This is a genomic window from Meridianimarinicoccus aquatilis (assembly GCF_004358675.1).
Classification (GTDB): Bacteria; Pseudomonadota; Alphaproteobacteria; order Rhodobacterales; family Rhodobacteraceae; genus Meridianimarinicoccus; species Meridianimarinicoccus aquatilis.
Map to the genome: position 1 here is coordinate 40,821 of NZ_SMZO01000022.1, position 19,259 is coordinate 60,079.

Annotated in this window: 13 protein-coding genes and 1 pseudogene; 10 read left to right on the plus strand and 4 right to left on the minus strand. The window is 58.6% G+C overall.

Annotation, left to right across the window (positions count from 1 at the left end; translation table 11 throughout):
* Window positions 1–26 precede the first annotated feature (26 nt).
* The gene (gene glgB, locus E2L05_RS11100) at window positions 27–2,222 is read right to left on the minus strand and encodes a 1,4-alpha-glucan branching protein GlgB (protein ID WP_243721944.1); all 2,196 of its coding nucleotides are present in this window, start codon (window positions 2,220–2,222) and stop codon (window positions 27–29) included.
* 71 nt (window positions 2,223–2,293) lie between these two features.
* Entirely contained in the window at window positions 2,294–4,675 is a 2,382-nt protein-coding gene (locus tag E2L05_RS11105; protein WP_133342978.1) for a glycogen/starch/alpha-glucan phosphorylase, read from the minus strand.
* A gap of 281 nt (window positions 4,676–4,956) precedes the next feature.
* Here E2L05_RS11105 and E2L05_RS20780 point away from each other — a divergent pair, with 281 nt between their 5' ends.
* The 7 genes from E2L05_RS20780 to E2L05_RS11135 all read left to right on the plus strand — a co-directional run bounded on the left by E2L05_RS20780 (window position 4,957) and on the right by E2L05_RS11135 (window position 12,160).
* Window positions 4,957–5,184 (plus strand): hypothetical protein, encoded by a 228-nt coding sequence (locus tag E2L05_RS20780; protein ID WP_165971740.1) that lies wholly within the window; start codon window positions 4,957–4,959, stop codon window positions 5,182–5,184.
* 118 nt (window positions 5,185–5,302) lie between these two features.
* Window positions 5,303–6,466 (plus strand): isovaleryl-CoA dehydrogenase, encoded by a 1,164-nt coding sequence (locus E2L05_RS11110; protein ID WP_133342979.1) that lies wholly within the window; start codon window positions 5,303–5,305, stop codon window positions 6,464–6,466.
* Window positions 6,463–6,912, plus strand: a complete 450-nt coding sequence (locus E2L05_RS11115; RefSeq protein ID WP_133342980.1) for a lysozyme inhibitor LprI family protein — start codon at window positions 6,463–6,465, stop codon at window positions 6,910–6,912. The genes E2L05_RS11110 and E2L05_RS11115 overlap by 4 nt, the downstream gene beginning before the upstream one ends.
* Window positions 6,912–8,516, plus strand: a complete 1,605-nt coding sequence (locus E2L05_RS11120; protein WP_133342981.1) for a carboxyl transferase domain-containing protein — start codon at window positions 6,912–6,914, stop codon at window positions 8,514–8,516. Before E2L05_RS11115 ends, E2L05_RS11120 begins: the two co-directional genes overlap by 1 nt.
* 5 nt (window positions 8,517–8,521) lie before the next feature.
* Window positions 8,522–10,522 (plus strand): acetyl/propionyl/methylcrotonyl-CoA carboxylase subunit alpha, encoded by a 2,001-nt coding sequence (locus E2L05_RS11125; RefSeq protein ID WP_133342982.1) that lies wholly within the window; start codon window positions 8,522–8,524, stop codon window positions 10,520–10,522.
* Window positions 10,515–11,378, plus strand: a complete 864-nt coding sequence (locus tag E2L05_RS11130) for a hydroxymethylglutaryl-CoA lyase (protein WP_133342983.1) — start codon at window positions 10,515–10,517, stop codon at window positions 11,376–11,378. The genes E2L05_RS11125 and E2L05_RS11130 overlap by 8 nt, the downstream gene beginning before the upstream one ends.
* A complete protein-coding gene (locus E2L05_RS11135) occupies window positions 11,375–12,160 on the plus strand; it encodes a crotonase/enoyl-CoA hydratase family protein (protein WP_133342984.1) in 786 nt (261 codons plus the stop codon). The genes E2L05_RS11130 and E2L05_RS11135 overlap by 4 nt, the downstream gene beginning before the upstream one ends.
* 5 nt (window positions 12,161–12,165) lie before the next feature.
* Here E2L05_RS11135 and E2L05_RS11140 read toward each other — a convergent pair whose 3' ends face one another.
* Together E2L05_RS11140 and E2L05_RS11145 are read right to left on the minus strand one after the other, a co-directional pair.
* Complete coding sequence (locus E2L05_RS11140; protein WP_165971741.1) at window positions 12,166–13,431, minus strand: DUF2254 domain-containing protein; 1,266 nt, start codon at window positions 13,429–13,431, stop codon at window positions 12,166–12,168.
* Window positions 13,432–13,473: 42 nt separating this feature from the next.
* A complete protein-coding gene (locus E2L05_RS11145; RefSeq protein WP_133342986.1) occupies window positions 13,474–14,394 on the minus strand; it encodes a helix-turn-helix transcriptional regulator in 921 nt (306 codons plus the stop codon).
* Between the two features lie 651 nt (window positions 14,395–15,045).
* On the opposite strand from E2L05_RS11145, the gene aceE reads away from it, so the two are divergent.
* From aceE to E2L05_RS11160, 3 genes and pseudogenes are all read left to right on the plus strand, one after another.
* Window positions 15,046–17,706, plus strand: a complete 2,661-nt coding sequence (aceE, locus tag E2L05_RS11150) for a pyruvate dehydrogenase (acetyl-transferring), homodimeric type (protein WP_133342987.1) — start codon at window positions 15,046–15,048, stop codon at window positions 17,704–17,706.
* A gap of 10 nt (window positions 17,707–17,716) precedes the next feature.
* Window positions 17,717–18,997 (plus strand): annotated as a pseudogene (aceF, locus tag E2L05_RS11155) (dihydrolipoyllysine-residue acetyltransferase); the annotation flags it as partial.
* A 13-nt stretch (window positions 18,998–19,010) separates the two neighbouring features.
* Window positions 19,011–19,259: biotin/lipoyl-containing protein (locus E2L05_RS11160; protein WP_341776746.1), on the plus strand; the 249-nt coding region annotated here is incomplete at its 3' end.

Below are 19,259 nucleotides of genomic sequence, written 5' to 3' on the forward strand. Positions count from 1 at the left end.
GTTTCTCCTCCCCCTAAAAGTATCGCTCAGCGATCCGGCGTAAGGAACACGGCAGACAGGGGCGGTATCACCACCTCTGCGGATGCTGGTTGCCCCTGATGCGGTGCTGATGTTGCTGTTACTGCGCCCATGTTTCCACGGTCACCTCCGCCATAGATCGCGGCGTCGCTGTTCAAAATTTCTTTCCACTTTCCCGTACTTGGCAGGCCAAGCTGGTAAGCGGTCCGTTCAACCGGTGTGAAATTGCACACCACTGCCACCGGGTCGACATCACCGGATCCCTTGCGCAACCACGCAAAAACAGACGCATCTGAATCGTTTGCTTCGATCCATTCAAATCCGGCCGGATCGCAATCTGCCATGTGAAGGGCGGGATGCTCGCGGTAAAGCGTGTTCAGATCGCGCACCAGTCTTTGAATACCCGCGTGTTCAGGCTGTGCGGCGGCGGCCCAATTCAATTGGGCGTTGTGGTTCCACTCTTCGGGCTGACCGAATTCGCAGCCCATGAACAACAGCTTCTTGCCGGGATGGCCCCACATGAAACTGTAATAGGTGCGCAGGTTGGCAAAGCGTTCCCAATCGTTCCCCGGCATCCGCCCAAGCATGGATCCTTTGCCATGCACCACTTCGTCATGGCTTATGGGCAGGATGAAGTTTTCGGAAAAGGCATAATGCAAACCGAACGTCATCTTGTGATGATCGTATTTGCGATAGATCGGGTCGGTCTTGATGTAGGACAGCGTGTCATTCATCCAGCCCATGTTCCACTTGTAGCCAAAGCCCAAGCCGCCCGTATCGACAGGTCGTGACACGGCTGGAAAGCTGGTGCTTTCTTCCGCCACTGTCATGATCCCCGGTTGCGCGCCATAGGTGATCGTGTTGGCCCTTTGGAGCATGGAAATCGCTTCAAGGTTCTCGCGCCCACCATGGACATTTGGAACCCACTCACCCTCTTTGCGCGAGTAATCGCGATAGAGCATCGATGCCACAGCGTCGACGCGCAGTCCATCCACGTGGTATTCTTCAAGCCAGTACAAGGCATTGGAAATCAGAAAGTTCGCGACTTCGGTCCGGCCGAAATTGTAGATCAGGGTGTTCCAGTCTTGGTGAAACCCTTCGCGCGGATCGGCATGTTCATAAAGCGGTGTGCCATCGAACTTTCCAAGCCCATGTGCATCGGTCGGAAAGTGCCCGGGAACCCAGTCTATCAAGACCCCCAATCCCGCAGCATGCGCCGCGTCAATCAAATCGCGGAACTCGTGCGGGGGACCGTGGCGAATTGTTGGAGCAAATAGGCCAACGGGCTGATATCCCCAAGATCCATCAAATGGAAACTCGCTGATTGGCATCAATTCGATATGGGTGAATCCCATGTCGGCCACGTATTGCACCAATTGCTCTGCGGCTTCTTTGTAAGACAGGGGCCGATTGCCCTCGGCGGTGATGCGGCGCCACGATCCAAGGTGTACTTCATATACCGAAATCGGGGCCGTTCGATCATTGTGCCCGCTGCGTTCTGACATCCAATCGTCGTCATGCCAGCCGTATCCGCCAATATCGCGGACCACCGACGCGTTTTCCGGTGGATGCTGCGAGCCAAAGCCGACCGGATCGGCCTTGAGCGGTTGCACGGTGCCGTCATTGGACAGAATTTCGTATTTATAGACGTCACCCTCGACGAGTGAGGGGATGAAAATTTCCCAGACACCTGTCGCACCGCGCAAACGCATCGGGTACGTGCGTCCATCCCACTGGTTAAAGCTGCCGACGACAGAAACGCGCTTTGCATTGGGAGCCCAGACAGCGAAATGAACACCGTTGACGCCTTCATGGGTTGTGGGATGTGCGCCAAGCACTTTCCAGATGCGTTGGTGTGTCCCTTCGCCCAAGAGATACTCATCCATCTCGCCGATGACGGGGCCAAAGTTGTACGGGTCTTCAAATTCCCAAGAGTGTCCGGCGGCGGATGTCGCGCGTAATCGATAGGGCGCATCTGGGACCGTTCCGGTAAAAACGCCCGATACCTCGGGGTGCTCGGTAAGATCCAACTCGCGATCTTCGCTCAGCACGGTCACTTTGGCGGCATCGGGTCGGAAAACGGTCAAGCACGGCACGTTGCCGTGCTTGTGTAGACCAAGAACCGAAAACGGGTCACCGTGTTGGGCGGCGGCAAGGCTGTGAAGGGCGTCGAGGGGCGGAAAGTCGGGGGTGTTTTTTGTCACTGACATACCTCTATGCTAACTGTCTCGTCTCAAGACGCAAATGTTGCGTAGGTTTTTCGCCCCTTCCGGCCCTATTTCTCGGGTAACGCCGACCCAGCATTCCAGATATCGGCCAGATAGCCGCGCATGGATCTGTCTGATGAAAACCAGCCGGAGCGCGCGGTGTTCAAAGCCGCCATGTGCATCCATTTGTTCTGATCAGCATATACCGCATCAACTTCTCGCTGGGCACGCCAGTAATCGGTGAAGTCGGAACACACGACGAAATAATCATGTGTTGAAAGGTTGTCCGCAATGACCGCATGGCGCCCTGCGTCGCCGGTCGAGAACACATCACCGCGCACGGCATCAAGAGCGCGCGCAAGGCGCGGGTCTGCTGCGATGGCTTGTGCCGCGTGATCGCCCAGCAGACGACGTTCGTCAACTTCTGGTGCAGTCATACCGAACAAAAAGAAATTCTCGGCCCCTACATGCTCGCGGATTTCCACATTCGCCCCATCCAGCGTGCCAATCGTCGGCGCGCCATTGAGGGCAAATTTCATGTTTCCCGTACCTGACGCTTCTTTACCAGCGGTCGAGATTTGTTCTGACAAATCCGATGCGGGGATCAAACGCTCGGCCATCGTGACGTTGTAGTTTGGCAAGAAAACCACCTTAAGGTACTTCGACGTCACGGGGTCAGCATTAAGAACCGCGGCGACATCGTTGATTAAGTGAATTATTTCCTTTGCAAAGACATATCCCGGCGCAGCCTTGCCGCCGAAGATCTTCACGCGCGGTGTCCAGTTGCCTGTCGGGTTGTCCCTGATCTCCTGCCAAAGTGCGATGGCTTCAAGAATGTTCAGGTGCTGGCGCTTGTACTCGTGCATGCGCTTGATCTGGACGTCGAACATGGCGTCAGGGTCAAGATCAAGGTCATGGGTCTCTTTCACCCAGTCCACCAAGTCAGTCTTGTTTGCACGCTTGGCCGCAGCAAAACGATCAAGGAAACCTGCATCGTCGATATGCGGCTCCAGTCCCTTGAGTTGCTCAAGATCGGCAACCCAGCCATCGCCCAGCACGTCGGTGATCAGCCCGCTCAAGCGTGGATTGGCGCCGAGCACCCAACGGCGCGGCGTAACGCCGTTGGTCTGGTTCACGATCCGATCCGGGTGCAGTTCATGCAAGTCCTTGAACACGGTCTGTTTCATAAGGTCGGTGTGCAGGGCCGAAACGCCATTGACCTTATGGCCCATGATGAAGGCCAACTCGCCCATTTTGACTTCGCCATTTTCAAGCGCGGTAACCGTGCGCTTTGGCTTTTCCTTGGCGTGCGCCGCGTCGATCTGTTCGATGATCTGCACGTGCCGTGGCAACAAGCGGCCCATCAAATCGACCGACCAGCGTTCAAGCGCCTCGGGGAGCAAGGTGTGGTTCGTATAGGCCAGACAGCCGCGCGCGGTCGTAATGGCGTCTTCCATCTTCATGCCGCGTTCGTCGCACAAGATACGCACCAGTTCCGGGCCAGCAATGGCCGGGTGCGTATCATTTAGCTGAAACGCAACCTTCTTGGGCAGCATGCGAAGGTCGTCATACTCGGTGTCGAAGCGGCGCAAGGCGTCGCGCAGGGAGGCTGCGGTGAAGAAGAACTCTTGCTTCAGGCGCAACTCTTTGCCTTGGGGCGTGGTGTCATCCGGGTACAATACTCGGCTGATTGTACGCGCCAGCGTTTCCGGCGCCGACGCTGCGATGTAGTCGCCGCTGTTGAACTGGTCGAGGTCGAAAATCTGTGTCGGGCGCGCCGACCAAAGCCGCAATGTATTGGCCCAGTTGCCTTTCCAGCCGATAACAGGCGTGTCAAAGGCTTGGGCGATCAAACCGTCTTCCGGTTCCCAGATGCTACGACCATTCTTTTCAGTTACGGTGCCGCCAAACCCGATGTGATAAGTTGATTCAGGGCGTTCAAATTCCCACGCGTGGGTTTGCTGTAGCCAATCTTCTGGGGCTTCGATCTGCTTTCCATCCTGAAAGCTCTGCTTGAACAAGCCATGCTCATACCGGATGCCATAGCCCATCGCGGGCACGCCAAGGCTGGACAATGACTCGATAAAACAAGCGGCTAGTCGTCCTAGGCCGCCATTGCCAAGCGCGGCATCGGGTTCGTTTGAAAGGACGTCGACCAGCGGCAGGCCAATCTCGTCAAAGGCGCTTTGCGCTGTTTCAAGAAGCCCCAGATTGACGATGGCATCCTGAAGAAGTCGGCCAATCAGGAATTCCATCGACAAGTAATAAACACGCTTGTGTTGGCCGGCATAGCTTGCACGAGTTGCGTCGAACCATGGGTCGGTGATGCGGTCCCGAACGGCGAGTGAAAGGGCCATACGCCAGTCATAGGTAACGGCATGTTCCGCGTCTTTGCCCAGTGAATACTTAAGATGGTGCAAGATGCTGTCGCGCAATTCAACGGATGTCATTCGTAAAGTTCCTTCGTGATGCCGCGTTCACGCGACCCTACCAGTTAAGTAACAACCATCACGAGCCTGTTGACGGGATGTCGTCAAGCCACAGATTGTCGGATGTGAACTCATGTAACCGGCTATGATTTGGTGCAGATGCTCATTGATTGCGCTAACACATAAACGTCTGGCCACACATCGCAAGCGCTCATTCACATTCACATGACCACACGGCACCAGTGTGGCCAATATCTTTCACTGAGGGTAGAAGGGCGCAAATCACGGTTGCAAGGAATTCCATGCGCCCCGCTTATCGCCACCTCGGTCGTCCTTTCTTTCGTGCAACAGTGCTGTGCATTATGGCTCTGTTGGCAGGTTGCACCCAAGATCAGAATATGAACCTTGCTCAAGGTGCAGGACTTGGCGCTATCAGCGGACTTGCCGTTGGCGGTGTTCCAGGTGCCCTTGCCGGAACGGCCGTTGGAGCGGCGTTCGGCTTCATCGCGACACCTGCGAACCAACCCTAGCAGACCTGCACGGGCGCGACACAAGTTGCCGCTCTTGAGATTCTCTCTGGCTTCCGGCGCTATCGCGCCGCACACTGGCTTTAATGGCCCGTGAGAGGCGACGAGGGAGGAAATACACTTGTTTACTGCATCCATGACCTTCGATTTGGGCGAAGATATCGGCGCTTTGCGCGACAGCGTACATCGCTGGGCGCAAGACCGGGTCAAGCCATTGGCAGATCACACTGACCGCCAAAACACGTTCCCGTCTGAATTGTGGCGAGAGATGGGTGAGTTGGGGCTTTTGGGTATAACAGTGCCCGAAGCTGAGGGCGGGGCCGGTATGGGGTATCTTGCTCATACGGTCGCGGTAGAGGAAATCGCGCGGGCGTCAGCCTCGATTGCGTTGAGCTATGGGGCGCATTCCAATCTGTGCGTCAATCAGATCGCATTGAATGGCACTGTGGACCAAAAGGCGCGCTATCTGCCTGGCCTCATATCGGGCGAGAATGTGGGCGCGCTGGCTATGTCCGAGGCGGGTGCCGGCTCGGACGTCGTCGGGATGAAGTTACGTGCAGAGAAGCGCAATGACCATTTCCGCCTGAACGGCACGAAATACTGGATCACAAATGGCCCCGATGCCGACACGTTGGTGGTTTACGCCAAGACAGACCCAGATTCTGGCGCGAAGGGTATCACGGCGTTCCTGATCGAAAAGTCGATGACCGGGTTCTCGACCAGCCCGCATTTTGACAAGCTGGGCATGCGCGGATCCAACACCGCTGAGTTGATCTTCGAGGATGTCGAGGTTCCGTTTGAAAATGTCCTAGGCGAGGAAGGGCGCGGCGTTGCAGTGCTCATGTCAGGGCTGGATTATGAGCGCGTGGTCCTGTCCGGGATCGGCACCGGCATAATGGCGGCATGTCTGGATGAAATCATGCCCTACATGCGGGACCGCAAGCAGTTCGGGCAAAGCATCGGGTCTTTTCAGCTGATGCAGGGCAAGATCGCCGACATGTATACCAAGATGAACAGCGCGCGGGCCTATGTCTATGAAGTGGCCAAAGCTTGCGACCGGGGCAGCGTCACCCGGCAGGATGCTGCGGCCTGTGTCCTTTATGCCAGTGAAGAAGCAATGGTGGTCGCCCATCAGGCGGTGCAGGCAATGGGCGGCAGCGGCTTTATGAATGACAGTGCCGTGTCGCGTTTGTTCCGTGATGCCAAACTGATGGAAATTGGCGCCGGGACATCGGAAATTCGGCGCATGCTGATTGGCCGCGAAATGATGGGAGCTATGGCGTGAGAGCTGCGGCGCTGTGTTTGATCCTGTGGGGGGGAAGCGTAGGCGCAGGGGCGCTTGAAAATTGTCTTGTGCCCTGTGCCAGCGAAGACTGTGATATGGCGTGTTTCGGGCTAACGGCCGATGTGTGCGCCCAGTCCATGCCGGACACAGAGCGGGACACGACGATCGGTATTTCTCAATGCCAGGTGGCAGAGTTCGAGGCGTGGGACGGGGCATTGAATGCGCTTTGGCCATCGTTGCGGAGCTATGTTGCAGAACAGGACATTGAGGATAACTTGGTCGACGCACAGCGTGCCTGGATCGTGTTTCGCGATGCAGAGTGCCGGTTTCAAACGGCGCGTTGGGGGATGGGCACGTTTCGGCAAATCGCTTGGCCAGCCTGTCGCGCGCACCTCACCGCTGAACGTGTGGTAGCCCTGCGTGCAGTCCGCCGGGAGCCGAATTGATGGGAATTCTCAAATCAACTGTCGTGCCCGGCTCAGACGTTTTTCGTGCGAACGAGAACGCAAACGCGGAGGCATTGGCCGATGTTCAAGCAGCGGCTGATCTGGCCTTGTCCGGCGGCGGCCCAGCGGCACAAGCCCGCCACGCGGGGCGGGGCAAGATCGCGCCAAGGGATCGCGTGGCGCGGCTGTTGGACCCGGGATCACCGTTTTTGGAAATCGGCCTTTTTGCCGGGCATGACATGTATGACGGCGCCGCGCCTTGCGGGGGTGCCATAGCGGGCATTGGCCGGGTCGCCGGGCGCGATGTGATGATCGTTTGCAATGATGCGACCGTGAAGGGCGGAACCTATTACCCGGTCACGGTCAAAAAGCACCTACGTGCGCAGGAAATCGCGCAGGAAAACCGGCTGCCCTGCGTCTATCTGGTCGACAGCGGCGGTGCGAACCTGCCCAATCAGGATGAAGTGTTTCCTGACCGCGACCATTTCGGGCGCATCTTCTTCAACCAGGCACAGATGTCGGCGCAGGGCATCGCACAAATCGCGGTTGTCATGGGGTCGTGCACGGCAGGCGGGGCCTATGTGCCCGCGATGTCCGACGTGACGATCATCGTGAAGGGGCAGGGCACTATCTATCTGGCCGGCCCGCCCTTGGTGCAGGCCGCCACAGGCGAAGTTGTCAGTGCCGAAGACCTTGGTGGCGGCGATGTGCACACGCGGTTGTCGGGCGTGGCCGATCAACTTGCCGATGACGACGCCCATGCCCTCGCGCTTGCGCGGCAGGCGGTCGCGTCGCTGAACCTTCCTGAACCTTCGGGACCGGATCTTCCCCCGGAACCACCCGCTGCCGATCCGAATGAACTGCCCGGCGTGGTGCCCGCAGATTTGCGTACGCCCTATGACAGCCGCGAGGTGATCGCGCGCATTGTGGACGGGTCTCGGCTGGACGAATTCAAGCCGCGCTATGGCGAAACGCTGGTGTGCGGGTTCGCCCACGTGATGGGAATGGCTGTCGGAATTATCGCCAATAACGGGGTGCTGTTTTCAGAATCCGCGCTGAAGGGTGCCCACTTCGTCCAGCTATGCTGTCAGCGCAAAATCCCGATCGTGTTCTTGCAGAATGTAACCGGCTTCATGGTCGGTCGCGCCTATGAGGCGGGCGGTATCGCCAAGGATGGGGCCAAGTTGGTCACGGCTGTCGCAACCGCCTGTGTTCCAAAGATCACGATGATCATCGGCGGCTCTTTCGGGGCCGGGAATTATGGCCTGTGCGGGCGGGCCTATTCCCCGCGCTTTTTGTGGACATGGCCCAACAGCCGTATCAGCGTGATGGGCGGAGAGCAGGCCGCCGACGTGTTGGCAAATGTCAAACGCGCCTCCGTGGAAAAGCGGGGCGGCGTTTGGTCAGCGGCCGAGGATGAGGCCCTGCGTGCGCCGATCCGCGAGAAATTCGCGCGCGAGGCGCATCCGCTCTATGCCTCTGCGCGGCTTTGGGATGATGGGGTGATCGACCCGCGCCACTCGCGCGAGGTGCTTGCCCTGTCGCTGGCGGCTTGCAGAAATGCGCCCGTGCCGGACACCCGGTTCGGTCTGTTCAGGATGTGAACCAGATGCACACCATACTTATAGCCAATCGCGGCGAAATCGCTTGTCGCATCATAGCAACCGCCCAGCGGATGGGCTTGCGCACGGTTGCTGTCTATTCGGATGCCGACCGGTTCGCGCCACATGTGCAGGTTGCTGACACGGCGGTTTGCATTGGTCCGGCTTCCGCCACCGAAAGCTATTTGCGCAGTGACGCAATTCTTGCGGCTGCGCGCGCGACGGGGGCGACACTTATCCACCCCGGCTATGGGTTTTTGTCTGAAAACGCCGAGTTTGCCGAAGCGGTGACACAGGCGGGTTTGATCTTTGTCGGGCCGACCGCCTCCGCAATCCGAGCCATGGGTTTGAAAGACGCAGCCAAGGCTCGCATGGAAGCGGCAGGCGTCCCCGTTGTGCCCGGTCATCACGGTTCAGATCTGTCGCTCGACACCCTTGCCGCCGCTGCGGACCAGATCGGATATCCGGTCCTTCTCAAGGCGCGGGCGGGCGGCGGCGGAAAGGGAATGCGCCGGGTGGATGCACCGGCAGAGTTCGCCGCCGCGCTGGAAGGTGCGCGCCGCGAGGGTTTGGCCAGTTTTGGCGATGAGGCTGTGCTGGTCGAAAAGTATATTGAAACGCCGCGGCATATAGAGGTGCAGGTCCTGGCGGACGCACATGGCACGGTCCTGCATTTGTTTGAACGGGACTGCTCGCTGCAACGTCGTCATCAGAAGGTGATCGAAGAGGCGCCAGCACCCGATATGCCAGTGGCCGTGCGCCAAGCCATGGGTGCCGCCGCCGTGGAGGCAGCGCGTGCCATTGGCTACGCAGGTGCCGGAACGGTGGAATTTATCGCCGATGGGTCTGCCGGGTTACGCGAAGACGGGTTCTGGTTCATGGAAATGAACACACGTCTGCAAGTGGAGCATCCAGTTACCGAAGCCGTGACCGGGCTGGACCTGGTAGAGTGGCAGATCCGCGTGGCCTTGGGCGAAGCATTGCCGTTCACGCAAGTCGATCTTTCGCTGCGCGGTCATGCGTTTGAGGCCCGGATTTATGCCGAAGACCCGGCAGCCGGGTTTCTTCCGGCGCCGGGAACAGTCACGCATCTTCATTGGCCGTCGGCGGCCAGGTTCGCAACCGGCGCGCTTCGCGTTGATAGCGGTATTGCCGAAGGCGACACGATCACGGCCCACTATGACCCAATGATCGCCAAACTGATCGCCTATGGTTCCGACCGGGCCTCGGCGTTGGCGCAATTGCAAAAAGGCTTGGCAGAGGTGCGGATTGCCGGGCCGGTTACCAATGTGCCGTTCTTGTCCGCGTTGTTGGCCGATGACGATGTTCAGGCCGGGCGCGTTGACACAGGGTTGATCGCGCGCCGCGGCGCCGCGCTTTTGGCGATGGCCCCTGCCGGGCCAGTTCTGCTTGGGGTGGCCGCGCTGGCGGCTGCAGGTTTGGGTGAGCCACTAGAAACGGGTGACCCCGGCGCCATGTTGCGGGGGTTCCGTGCTTGGGGTCCGGCCCGAACATTTGCCGATCTTGAGTATCTGGGTGATCGGTTGAGCGCAATGATCACGATTGAAAGGGATGGCGCGTACACAATTGAGATCGGGGGCGAAGAGGTCACCTTATGCGTTCACCCCCTGGCGGATACAGCTGTGCGTGTGACGCATGCGGGGCTGACCCGCACGGTACACATACATCGCGACGGGCGGCGCCTGACCGTGTTCGAAGGCAACACACCGCACGTTTTCGATCTGTCTGATCCATTGGGTGCAGGAGACGCCGCAGATTATGCAGGCGACGTGGTCGAGGCACCCATGCCGGGACTAGTGCGGGATGTTCGGGTCACGCCGGGTGATGTGGTGGCGAAGGGCGATCCGCTTGTGGTGATGGAGGCGATGAAAATGGAACACACGCTTTGCGCGCCGCGGGATGGGGTCGTTGCTGCAGTGCTGTTGGCAGCTGGGGCCAATGCGGGGCAAGGTGCCGTTCTTGTGACACTGGAGCAGGTCGATGTCTGATCACGTTACCTTATTCGAAGTCGGCCCGCGCGACGGTTTGCAAAACGAAAGGGTGATGATCCGCGCCGACCAGAAGATCGCGCTGATTGATGCGCTGTCGCAGTGCGGTGTCTCGCGGCTTGAAGCGACGAGCTTTGTCAGCCCCCGCGCTATTCCGCAGCTTGCAGATGCGGGCGACGTGATGGCGGGAATTACCCGTGCGCCCGGCGTCCGATATGCAGTGCTTACGCCGAACCTTCGGGGGTTTGAAGCTGCGCGTGCGGCGGGGGCAGATGAAGTGGCGGTGTTTGCGTCAGCCTCTGAGGGGTTCAGTCAGGCCAATCTGAACTGTTCTGTCGCCGAGAGCTTTGCGCGGTTCGCACCGGTTTTGGAGGCGGCGGAAGATGCGAAAATCCCTGTCCGGGGATATGTGTCTTGCGTGACGGATTGCCCGTTTGATGGGTCAACACCCCCCTCGGCGGTTGCGCGTATCGCGACGAAATTGATGACAATGGGCTGCTTCGAGATTTCCCTTGGGGACACGATTGGCAAAGGGCGGCCGGATACGGTTTATTCGATGCTTGCAGCGGTGATGACCGAATTACCTGCGTCTGTGTTGGCTGGGCACTTTCATGACACTGGCGGGAAAGCCATAAGGAACATTGCCGTTTGCCTGGATGCAGGGGTTCGGGTCTTTGACACTGCCGTGGCAGGGCTTGGGGGCTGCCCCTATGCACCGGGTGCCCCCGGCAATGCGGACACCCGCGTTGTCATGGAATGGCTTGAGGAACACGGCGTGCAAACTGGATTGGACGCTGACGCGCTTGGTCATGCCGAAGCGATCGCCAAAGCCGTGCGACAGGGGGCAGCAGTTTGACGGTCTGGACAACACTTGACCTGGCCGATGACGGTCGCGGCATTGTCACGGTAACCCTGAACCGACCTGAAGCGCGCAACGCATTGTCGGCGGCGATGATTTCCGAATTGACCCATATGGCGCGCAGTGTTGGGGCCGCGCGGTCCACCCGTGTGATCGTTTTGCGCGGAGCCGGGCCTGTCTTTTGCGCAGGGGGCGATCTTCGCTGGATGCAAGATCAGATCAAGGCGGACCGGGCGACGCGGATCGCAGAGGCGCGCAAACTGGCCGATATGCTACGCGCGTTGAACGAGATGCCATGCCCCTTGATCGGCGCGATTCATGGGGGGGCTTTTGGCGGCGGTGTCGGCTTGGCCTGCGTGTGCGACGTCGCGCTATCGCTGCCTGATTGCCGATTTGGATTGACGGAAACCCGGCTGGGTCTGATCCCGGCAACAATTGCGCCCTATGTGTTGGCGCGAATGGGCGAAGGCGCGGCGCGGCAGGTGTTCATGTCGTCGCGGCTCTTTTCAGCAACCGAAGCGAAAGAGCTTGGTGTGGTCAGCCGGATCGTGCCAGAGGCGCAGTTGAGCGCACAAATCGAAGCCGAGGCGGCCCCCTATCTGTCTACCTCCGGGTCTGCGGTTGCCGCGGCCAAGGCCATGGCGCGCAGTTTGGGTCCCGACATCACGGATGCGGTCATTGACGCGTCAATCGCCCGTCTTGCGGATGTATGGGAAACGCCTGACGCCGCCGAGGGGATCGCGGCATTTTTGGAAAAACGGCGTCCTGACTGGAGCTGACTTTTTCAGGTATGCGCGGCTATCTCTTTTGGTCTGGCCCAAGCGGCGATGTCGTAAAGGTCGGTCAGTTCGCTGTCAGGCAGTCCGGCCCGGTTGGCGCGTTCCAGCGCCTCGCATGCCAGACGCGCAGCGGGATCTTCAAAGTCATCCGGTGCCGTGTTGCGCAGGGAAGCCAGTGCCTTTTGAAGCCGAACCTGTACTTCGATATTATCGGCACCGTCGCGCGCAACCGGACGCAGGGCATCGACCAGCATATCCTCGGCAAGAATGCGGGGTACATGCATTTGTGGGAAGCAAATTTCCGGTGTCTCGTGGTTCGGCCAGTCAGAAAGCAACCTGACAATGCGCCCGATGACACTGATGGCGGTGCCGGGGTCATTCACCGCGGGCGACAACGCCCGTGATGCGATTTCCGAGAGGACGATGAGGCCAAAACGTGGGTCTTCTTCAAACACCCGTTCTGTGCCGATGCTGAACGCGGCCTGAATATTCGCGCGGTCATCTGCTTCAAGCTGTGATCCATGAACACTACAAAGCGCCTGACCTGTGGCAACAAAGCCGCCCGGCCGCCGGTCAATGAAGATTTGCGCACCTGTTCTTTCGGCAAGTCCATTGAGCGAGGGCATATCCACGTGCTGCACATAGCCCGACTTTTTCGCCAGAACCTCTGACCCTCCTGCGGGCACGTCCCCGTTTATGGGGTGTCCCCCCAAGTTAGGCGCAGTGCGCCACCGCCCCAGCGCGTTCTTTGCAGCCAATTCCACACGGTCCAAGGTGTTGCCCATACGGCCAAAGCTCATCAGATGGCCGATCCAGCGCATCAGGGCGACGATAACCAAGCCTGTAACTGCAATGGTCACGAAGAACAGGATCACTTGAGCATTGGAGTCGTACAGTCCGGCGCTCAGGGCAATGATGCCGAGCAGGCTATACAAGAAGGCCCCAAGGAACGTAGCCAAAACATTTTGCGTCGTGCGGTCCTGCTGAAGCAGTGCAATGGCGCGGGGGGTCGCATTTTGCGCGGCTCCGGAAAACGCTGACACTGCGATGGACAATGAAAAGGTTGTGACCGCAAGCATGGACGAGGCCAACAAGTTCAATAACCGTTCGACAGATTCCGCACCGGTTTTGAAAGCCAACCCTTCTGGAAGAAGAGGGGCCAGAAGTTTTGCCAGAACGATAGACGCCGCCGCCAGTACGGCAAAGGCAACAACGCGCACCCAGATTTTGCGAAGCGCTGTGCGCAATTTCCAGATCTGTCTAGAGATCATTGGAAACCCCGTGGGTTTCGCGAGTAACATCCATGACGAGCATCAACCGTTCCAGCGGACTTGGCCCAGCGGAGCAATATCGTACCCGGCAAGCCCTGCGGCATGTTTGGCCAAGTTGGGGCCGGTGCAAAACTCCCAGAATTTTTGGAACTGCGGTTCAAACCAAGCCTTACGATCAACCAAAAGATCGAACCTTTCCGCCACCAGTGGAACAAAATCCAAGCCCGCGGGGCGCGCCAGGGCTTCCAACCCGAAGGCCGCATCAGCCTCGCCTCGTGCGATTAGCCGGGCGGCATCGTCTTCGTCCGGTGCCACATCGGTCAATTCAAATGCAGACGGATTTAAGCCCTCGTTCTTGATCATTGCGTCGAACAACGACTGTGTTCCAGATCCGGCTTGGCGCGGCACCACGCGACGCCCGGCCAGATCTGCAAGCGATCGGACTTCGCGGCCAAGACCCGGTGCAAGGATCAGCCCGCGCTGGCGAATAGACCAGCCGATTAAAACCGCCGTGTTGCCCACGCGGGCCTGTTCCACGGCATGTGTGTTCCAGGCGTCTGGGCCAGATGAAGACGGATTGGGTAAATGCAGCCCTGCCGCGATCCCTTCGCCGATTTCAAAACGGCGCAGCCCATCGCCGCTGCCGTCAAAAAAGCTGGCCAACCCCGCGCGGGATTGGCGAAGCGCCCAATCGAGCAAAGGGTCATGGCTGCCAAGAACAATCGGAGGGCGGCTGGCGGCTTCAATGTTTCCGCCTGATACAGCCCCAGTCATCCAGCGCTGAATGTCGTCTGCCGGGAAGAGCAACTTGCCTGTGATCCGGAGGCAAGGCACCTCACCAGCGGCCGCCAAGTCATAAACTTTGCGTTCTTTCACGCGCAGCATCCCCGCCAGTTCGTGGACCGTGAGGTAGGCGCTCGTTCCCTGAGGCGTTTCGGTGTTGCTGTCGATTTGACCCGTCATGTTTTGATCATGCCATAACGCTGGGTGGCGACAAGGCGGAATTCACGCAATGGCTGCAAGGGTCAGGACCGGATCAGATTTGGCGCGTTGCGGAAGCCCGAAATGTGGATCGGCGATCTTGGTGTTCACAGTGGCTTGCGTGCTGGTGAGGCCCGGTGCAGAGTACCTGAGGGGGGACGATGAGATGATACGTTTTCGAAAACGTTCTGAGGCCGTGCGCGTGGGCGCTGAATCGGTGACAGGTGCGGGATTCGCGCGCCTAGATGCAGCACACGGCCATATACCTCGCATGGCATGGTAGTCGAAAATTCAAAAAATTTGCGGAACGACGCAAGTTCCCGGCTTCGGGCAGGTGACTGCAAGTTGGTCTGTATGGAGTCGGCGTTTTTCAAGAAAAATGAGACTGTTAACCAGTTATGAATCGACGCCGGTTTTGCGGTTTGCAGAACCTGCCATGCAATTCCGTAAGGTTAGGTATGCATTTGCAAAGGGTGGCAAAAAAGAAATCTTCGGTTAAACGAATTGAGAGGCAAGGCTAGGCACTTGAAAAGCAACGGAAAAAGGGCATCGGGCCCGCAACATTCTTTCGTTTGCGCCACACAAGGCTGACATTTTGTTTTGCACAGAAACGCTGAACTAGGGAGGTAGAACATGGGTGAACACGAAGATCTTGACCCGATAGAAAGCCAGGAATGGCAGGACGCGGTTCAGGACGTCATTGAACGCGATGGCGCGGACCGAGCGCATTATTTGCTGGATCGCGCAGTACAGCAGGCCCGGGCTGCCGGGGCGATGTTGCCCTTCTCGGCGACAACGCCGTATCAGAATACAATTCCTACAGATGATCAGATCGAATTTCCTGGCGATCTGGATATGGAAGGCCGCATCCGGGCGATCAATCGCTGGAATGCGATGGCGACCGTTGTGCGGCGCAATAAGGAAAGCAGCGAATACGGTGGGCACATCGCGTCCTTCGCCTCTTCTGCGGCGATGTACGATGTGGGCCTGAACCACTTCTGGCGCTCGCGCTCTGCCATGCATGGCGGCGATCTGGTGTTTTTCCAGGGTCACGTGGTTCCCGGCATCTACGCCCGTTCCTTCATGGAAGGTCGTATCAGCGCCGAACAACTTGAGAATTTCCGCTCCGAAGTCGACGGGTCTGGCCTGTCTTCGTATCCTCACCCGTGGTTGATGCCCGACTATTGGCAGTTCCCGACGGTGAGCATGGGGCTTGGCCCGCTCATGGCGATCTATCAAGCGCGGTTCATGAAGTATCTGCATTCGCGCGGCTTCATCGACATGGCAGACCGCAAAGTGTGGTGCTTCCTCGGTGATGGGGAAATGGACGAGCCAGAGAGCCTTGGCGCGATCAGCCTCGCGGCGCGCGAAAAGCTCGACAACCTGATCTTCGTCGTGAACTGCAACCTTCAGCGTCTTGATGGCCCGGTGCGCGGCAACGGCAAGATCGTTCAGGAACTCGAAGGCGAATTCCGTGGCGCAGGCTGGGAAGTGATCAAACTTCTTTGGGGCCGTGGCTGGGATGAGCTGCTGGAAAAAGACGTCACCGGGCGGTTGCGCCAGTTGATGGATGAAACCGTAGACGGCGATTACCAGACCTTCAAATCGAAGGACGGCGCGTACATTCGCGAACACTTCTTCGGAAAGTATCCCGAGACCGCCGCGATGGTCGAGGATATGACCGATGACGAGATCTGGAATCTGCGCCGCGGCGGCCATGACAGCCAAAAGGTCTACACCGCGTTCAAACGGGCGACAGATGTAAAAGGCCAACCAACCTGTCTTCTGGTGAAGACGGTCAAAGGCTATGGCATGGGGTCGGCTGGCGAAGGCCAGAACACGACGCACCAGCAAAAGAAACTGGCCGAAGATCAGTTGCGCGCCATGCGCGACCGCTTCCAGATTCCTGTGTCTGACGAAGATTTGCCCAAAGCGCCATTTGTTCAGCTGAACAATGCGCAAAAGGCGTATCTTGCGGATCGCCGCAAGGCGCTTGGCGGGTCGTTCCCTGTGCGTCATTGGCGCGATGCACCCAAGCTTGAAATTCCGGGTCTCGACAAGTTCGAGAAGGAGTTGAAATCATCGGGGGATCGCGAGATTTCCACGACGATGGCATTTGTGCGCATCCTGACAACGCTGTTGCGCGACAAGAAAATCGGCCGCCGGGTTGTTCCAATCGTTCCCGACGAGTCGCGCACCTTCGGTATGGAAGGGCTGTTCCGGTCCGTGGGTATCTGGAACCCTCTGGGCCAGACTTATACCCCGCAAGACCGTGATCAGATGTCGTACTACAAGGAAAGTGCGGACGGTCAGGTGCTTCAGGAAGGCATCAACGAAGCGGGCGCAATGGCCGATTGGATCGCGGCTGCGACCAGTTATTCGGTGCATGGCGAGCCGATGATCCCGTTCTTCATCTACTACTCCATGTTCGGCTTCCAGCGGATCGGTGATCTTGCATGGGCGGCGGGCGACAGCCGGGCGCGTGGTTTCATGCTGGGCGGTACGGCCGGCCGGACAACCTTGAACGGCGAAGGGTTGCAGCACGAGGATGGTCACAGCCACATCCTTGCGTCGACGATCCCGAACTGCATCACCTATGACCCGACCTTCCAATACGAAGTTGCGGTGATCGTTCAGCACGGCTTGCAACGGATGTTCGTCGATCAGGAAGATGTCTATTTCTACATCACCCTTATGAATGAAAACTACAGTCATCCCGATATGCCCATGGGTGTTGAGCAGGACATCATCAAAGGGCTCTATCGCCTTGAAGAGGTGAAGAAGCCGACCAAAAAGCACATCACTCTAATGGGTTCGGGGACGATCCTCATGCAAGCCATCAAGGCGGCCGAGATGCTGAAGGAAGATTTCGGCGTGACGTCGGAAATCTGGTCGGCACCATCGTTGAACGAGCTGGCTCGCGATGGCCAGGACGCCACACGGCATAACAGGCTCAACCCGTTGGCAGAGCCAAAAGTGCCATTTGTCACCGATCAGCTGGCGCGGTCAAAAGGTCCGATCATCGCCGCCACCGACTACATGAAGAACTATGCCGAGCAGATCCGAGGGTTCATCCCCGAGGGCCGTGAGTTCACGGTACTGGGCACAGACGGCTATGGCCGCTCTGACAGCAGGGTCAACCTGCGCCGGTTCTTCGAAGTGGACGCTGCCCATATCGCAGCGACCGCAATGGTGGAGCTTTACAAGCAGGGGGCCGTGACGAAAGCGGACCTGACAAAAGCGCTCAGCAAATACGACATCGACGGCAACAAGCCGAACCCGCGGCTGGTATGAGCCTGCAGGGACGAGGGAGACTTTGACTATGACGACTGACGTACATGTACCCGATATCGGGGATTTCAGCGACGTTCCGGTAGTGAGCGTTCTTGTTTCGGTGGGCGACGTTGTCGCCGCCGAAGATCCGCTGATCGAGCTGGAGAGCGACAAGGCAACAATGGAAGTGCCAAGCCCTGCTGCGGGGAAGGTAAAGGAAATCAAGGTCGCAGAAGGGGATCGTGTGGGTGAAGGCACGCTGATCATCGTTCTGGAAGATGACGGGGCAGGCGATGCGCCGGCCACCGAGGCCCCAAAAGCCGAAGCGCCCAAGGCCGAAGCGCCAAAAGCAGCAGCGCCTGCGGCAGCCCCGGCTGCGGTGACGGACTCGGGTTTTGGCAAGGCGCATGCCTCGCCATCGGTGCGTGCCTTTGCCCGGTCGCTGGACATTGAACTGAGCAAAGTCAACGGCACGGGCCGCAAGGGCCGCATCCTGCGGGAAGACATCGCCAAGTTCTATAAGCAAGCGGCAGCTCCGGCAGCGGCAAGCGGCGGGGCGTCGGCGCAAGGCGGCATGGATATTCCGCCCATTCCGGCGGTGGATTTTTCCAAGTTTGGCCCTGTCGAAAACGTGGAGATGTCGCGGATCAAAAAGATCTCTGGCCCTGCGTTGCACCGGTCCTGGCTCAATATCCCGCATGTCACTCATAATGACGAAGCCGACATCACCGATCTGGACAAGTACCGCAAGGAAATGGACACGGCGGCGAAGGAAGACGGATATCGCGTCACGCTTTTGTCTTTTGTGGTGAAGGCCAGTGTTTCAGCGCTCAAGGCGCATTGGGAGTTCAACAGCTCGATCCATCCCGATGGCGACAAGTTGATCAAGAAGGACTTCTATAACATCGGCTTTGCGGCTGATACGCCGAACGGACTGATGGTGCCTGTGATCAAGGATGCCGATCGCAAGGGTCTGGTGGAAATTTCCAAGGACTTGATGGAATTGTCAGGCAAAGCCCGCAAGGGCGAGCTGAAAGGTCCAGACATGCAAGGCGCAACCTTTACGATTTCCAGCCTTGGCGGGATTGGGGGCACCAGCTTCACGCCCATCGTGAACGCGCCGGAAGTGGCCATTCTGGGCCTGACGCGGTCAAAGATGGCACCGGTCTGGAACGGGTCCGAGTTTGAGCCGCGCCTGATGCAGCCGCTCTCGCTGAGTTATGATCACCGGGCCGTCGACGGCGCGCTTGCGGCACGGTTCTGCGTGACGCTCAAGACGCTGCTTGGCGATATGCGCAAGTTGATGTGGTAAGGAGATCAGACACATGGATGTGAAAGTACCCGATATCGGCGATTTCTCCGATGTGCCGGTGGTCTCGGTTCTTGTATCGGTGGGCGACGTCGTCGCCGCCGAGGACCCGCTGATCGAACTGGAAAGCGATAAAGCCACGATGGAGGTTCCCAGCCCCGCCGCAGGCAAGATCACCGAGATCAAGGTGGCCGAGGGCGACAAGGTCGGTGAAGGCAGCGTGATCATGGTTATGGAGGCGGAAGGGGCTGCAGATGCCGAGGCC

Excerpts from the sequence above, each read along its gene's own strand:
- E2L05_RS11105 (WP_133342978.1), bottom strand. The coding sequence starts at position 4,675 with ATGACATCCGTTGAATTGCGCGACAGCATCTTGCACCATCTTAAGTAT.
- E2L05_RS20780 (WP_165971740.1), top strand. The coding sequence starts at position 4,957 with ATGCGCCCCGCTTATCGCCACCTCGGTCGTCCTTTCTTTCGTGCAACA.
- E2L05_RS11120 (WP_133342981.1), top strand. The coding sequence starts at position 6,912 with ATGGGAATTCTCAAATCAACTGTCGTGCCCGGCTCAGACGTTTTTCGT.
- E2L05_RS11125 (WP_133342982.1), top strand. The coding sequence starts at position 8,522 with ATGCACACCATACTTATAGCCAATCGCGGCGAAATCGCTTGTCGCATC.
- E2L05_RS11130 (WP_133342983.1), top strand. The coding sequence starts at position 10,515 with ATGTCTGATCACGTTACCTTATTCGAAGTCGGCCCGCGCGACGGTTTG.
- E2L05_RS11140 (WP_165971741.1), bottom strand. The coding sequence starts at position 13,431 with ATGATCTCTAGACAGATCTGGAAATTGCGCACAGCGCTTCGCAAAATC.
- E2L05_RS11145 (WP_133342986.1), bottom strand. The coding sequence starts at position 14,394 with ATGACGGGTCAAATCGACAGCAACACCGAAACGCCTCAGGGAACGAGC.
- aceE (WP_133342987.1), top strand. The coding sequence starts at position 15,046 with ATGGGTGAACACGAAGATCTTGACCCGATAGAAAGCCAGGAATGGCAG.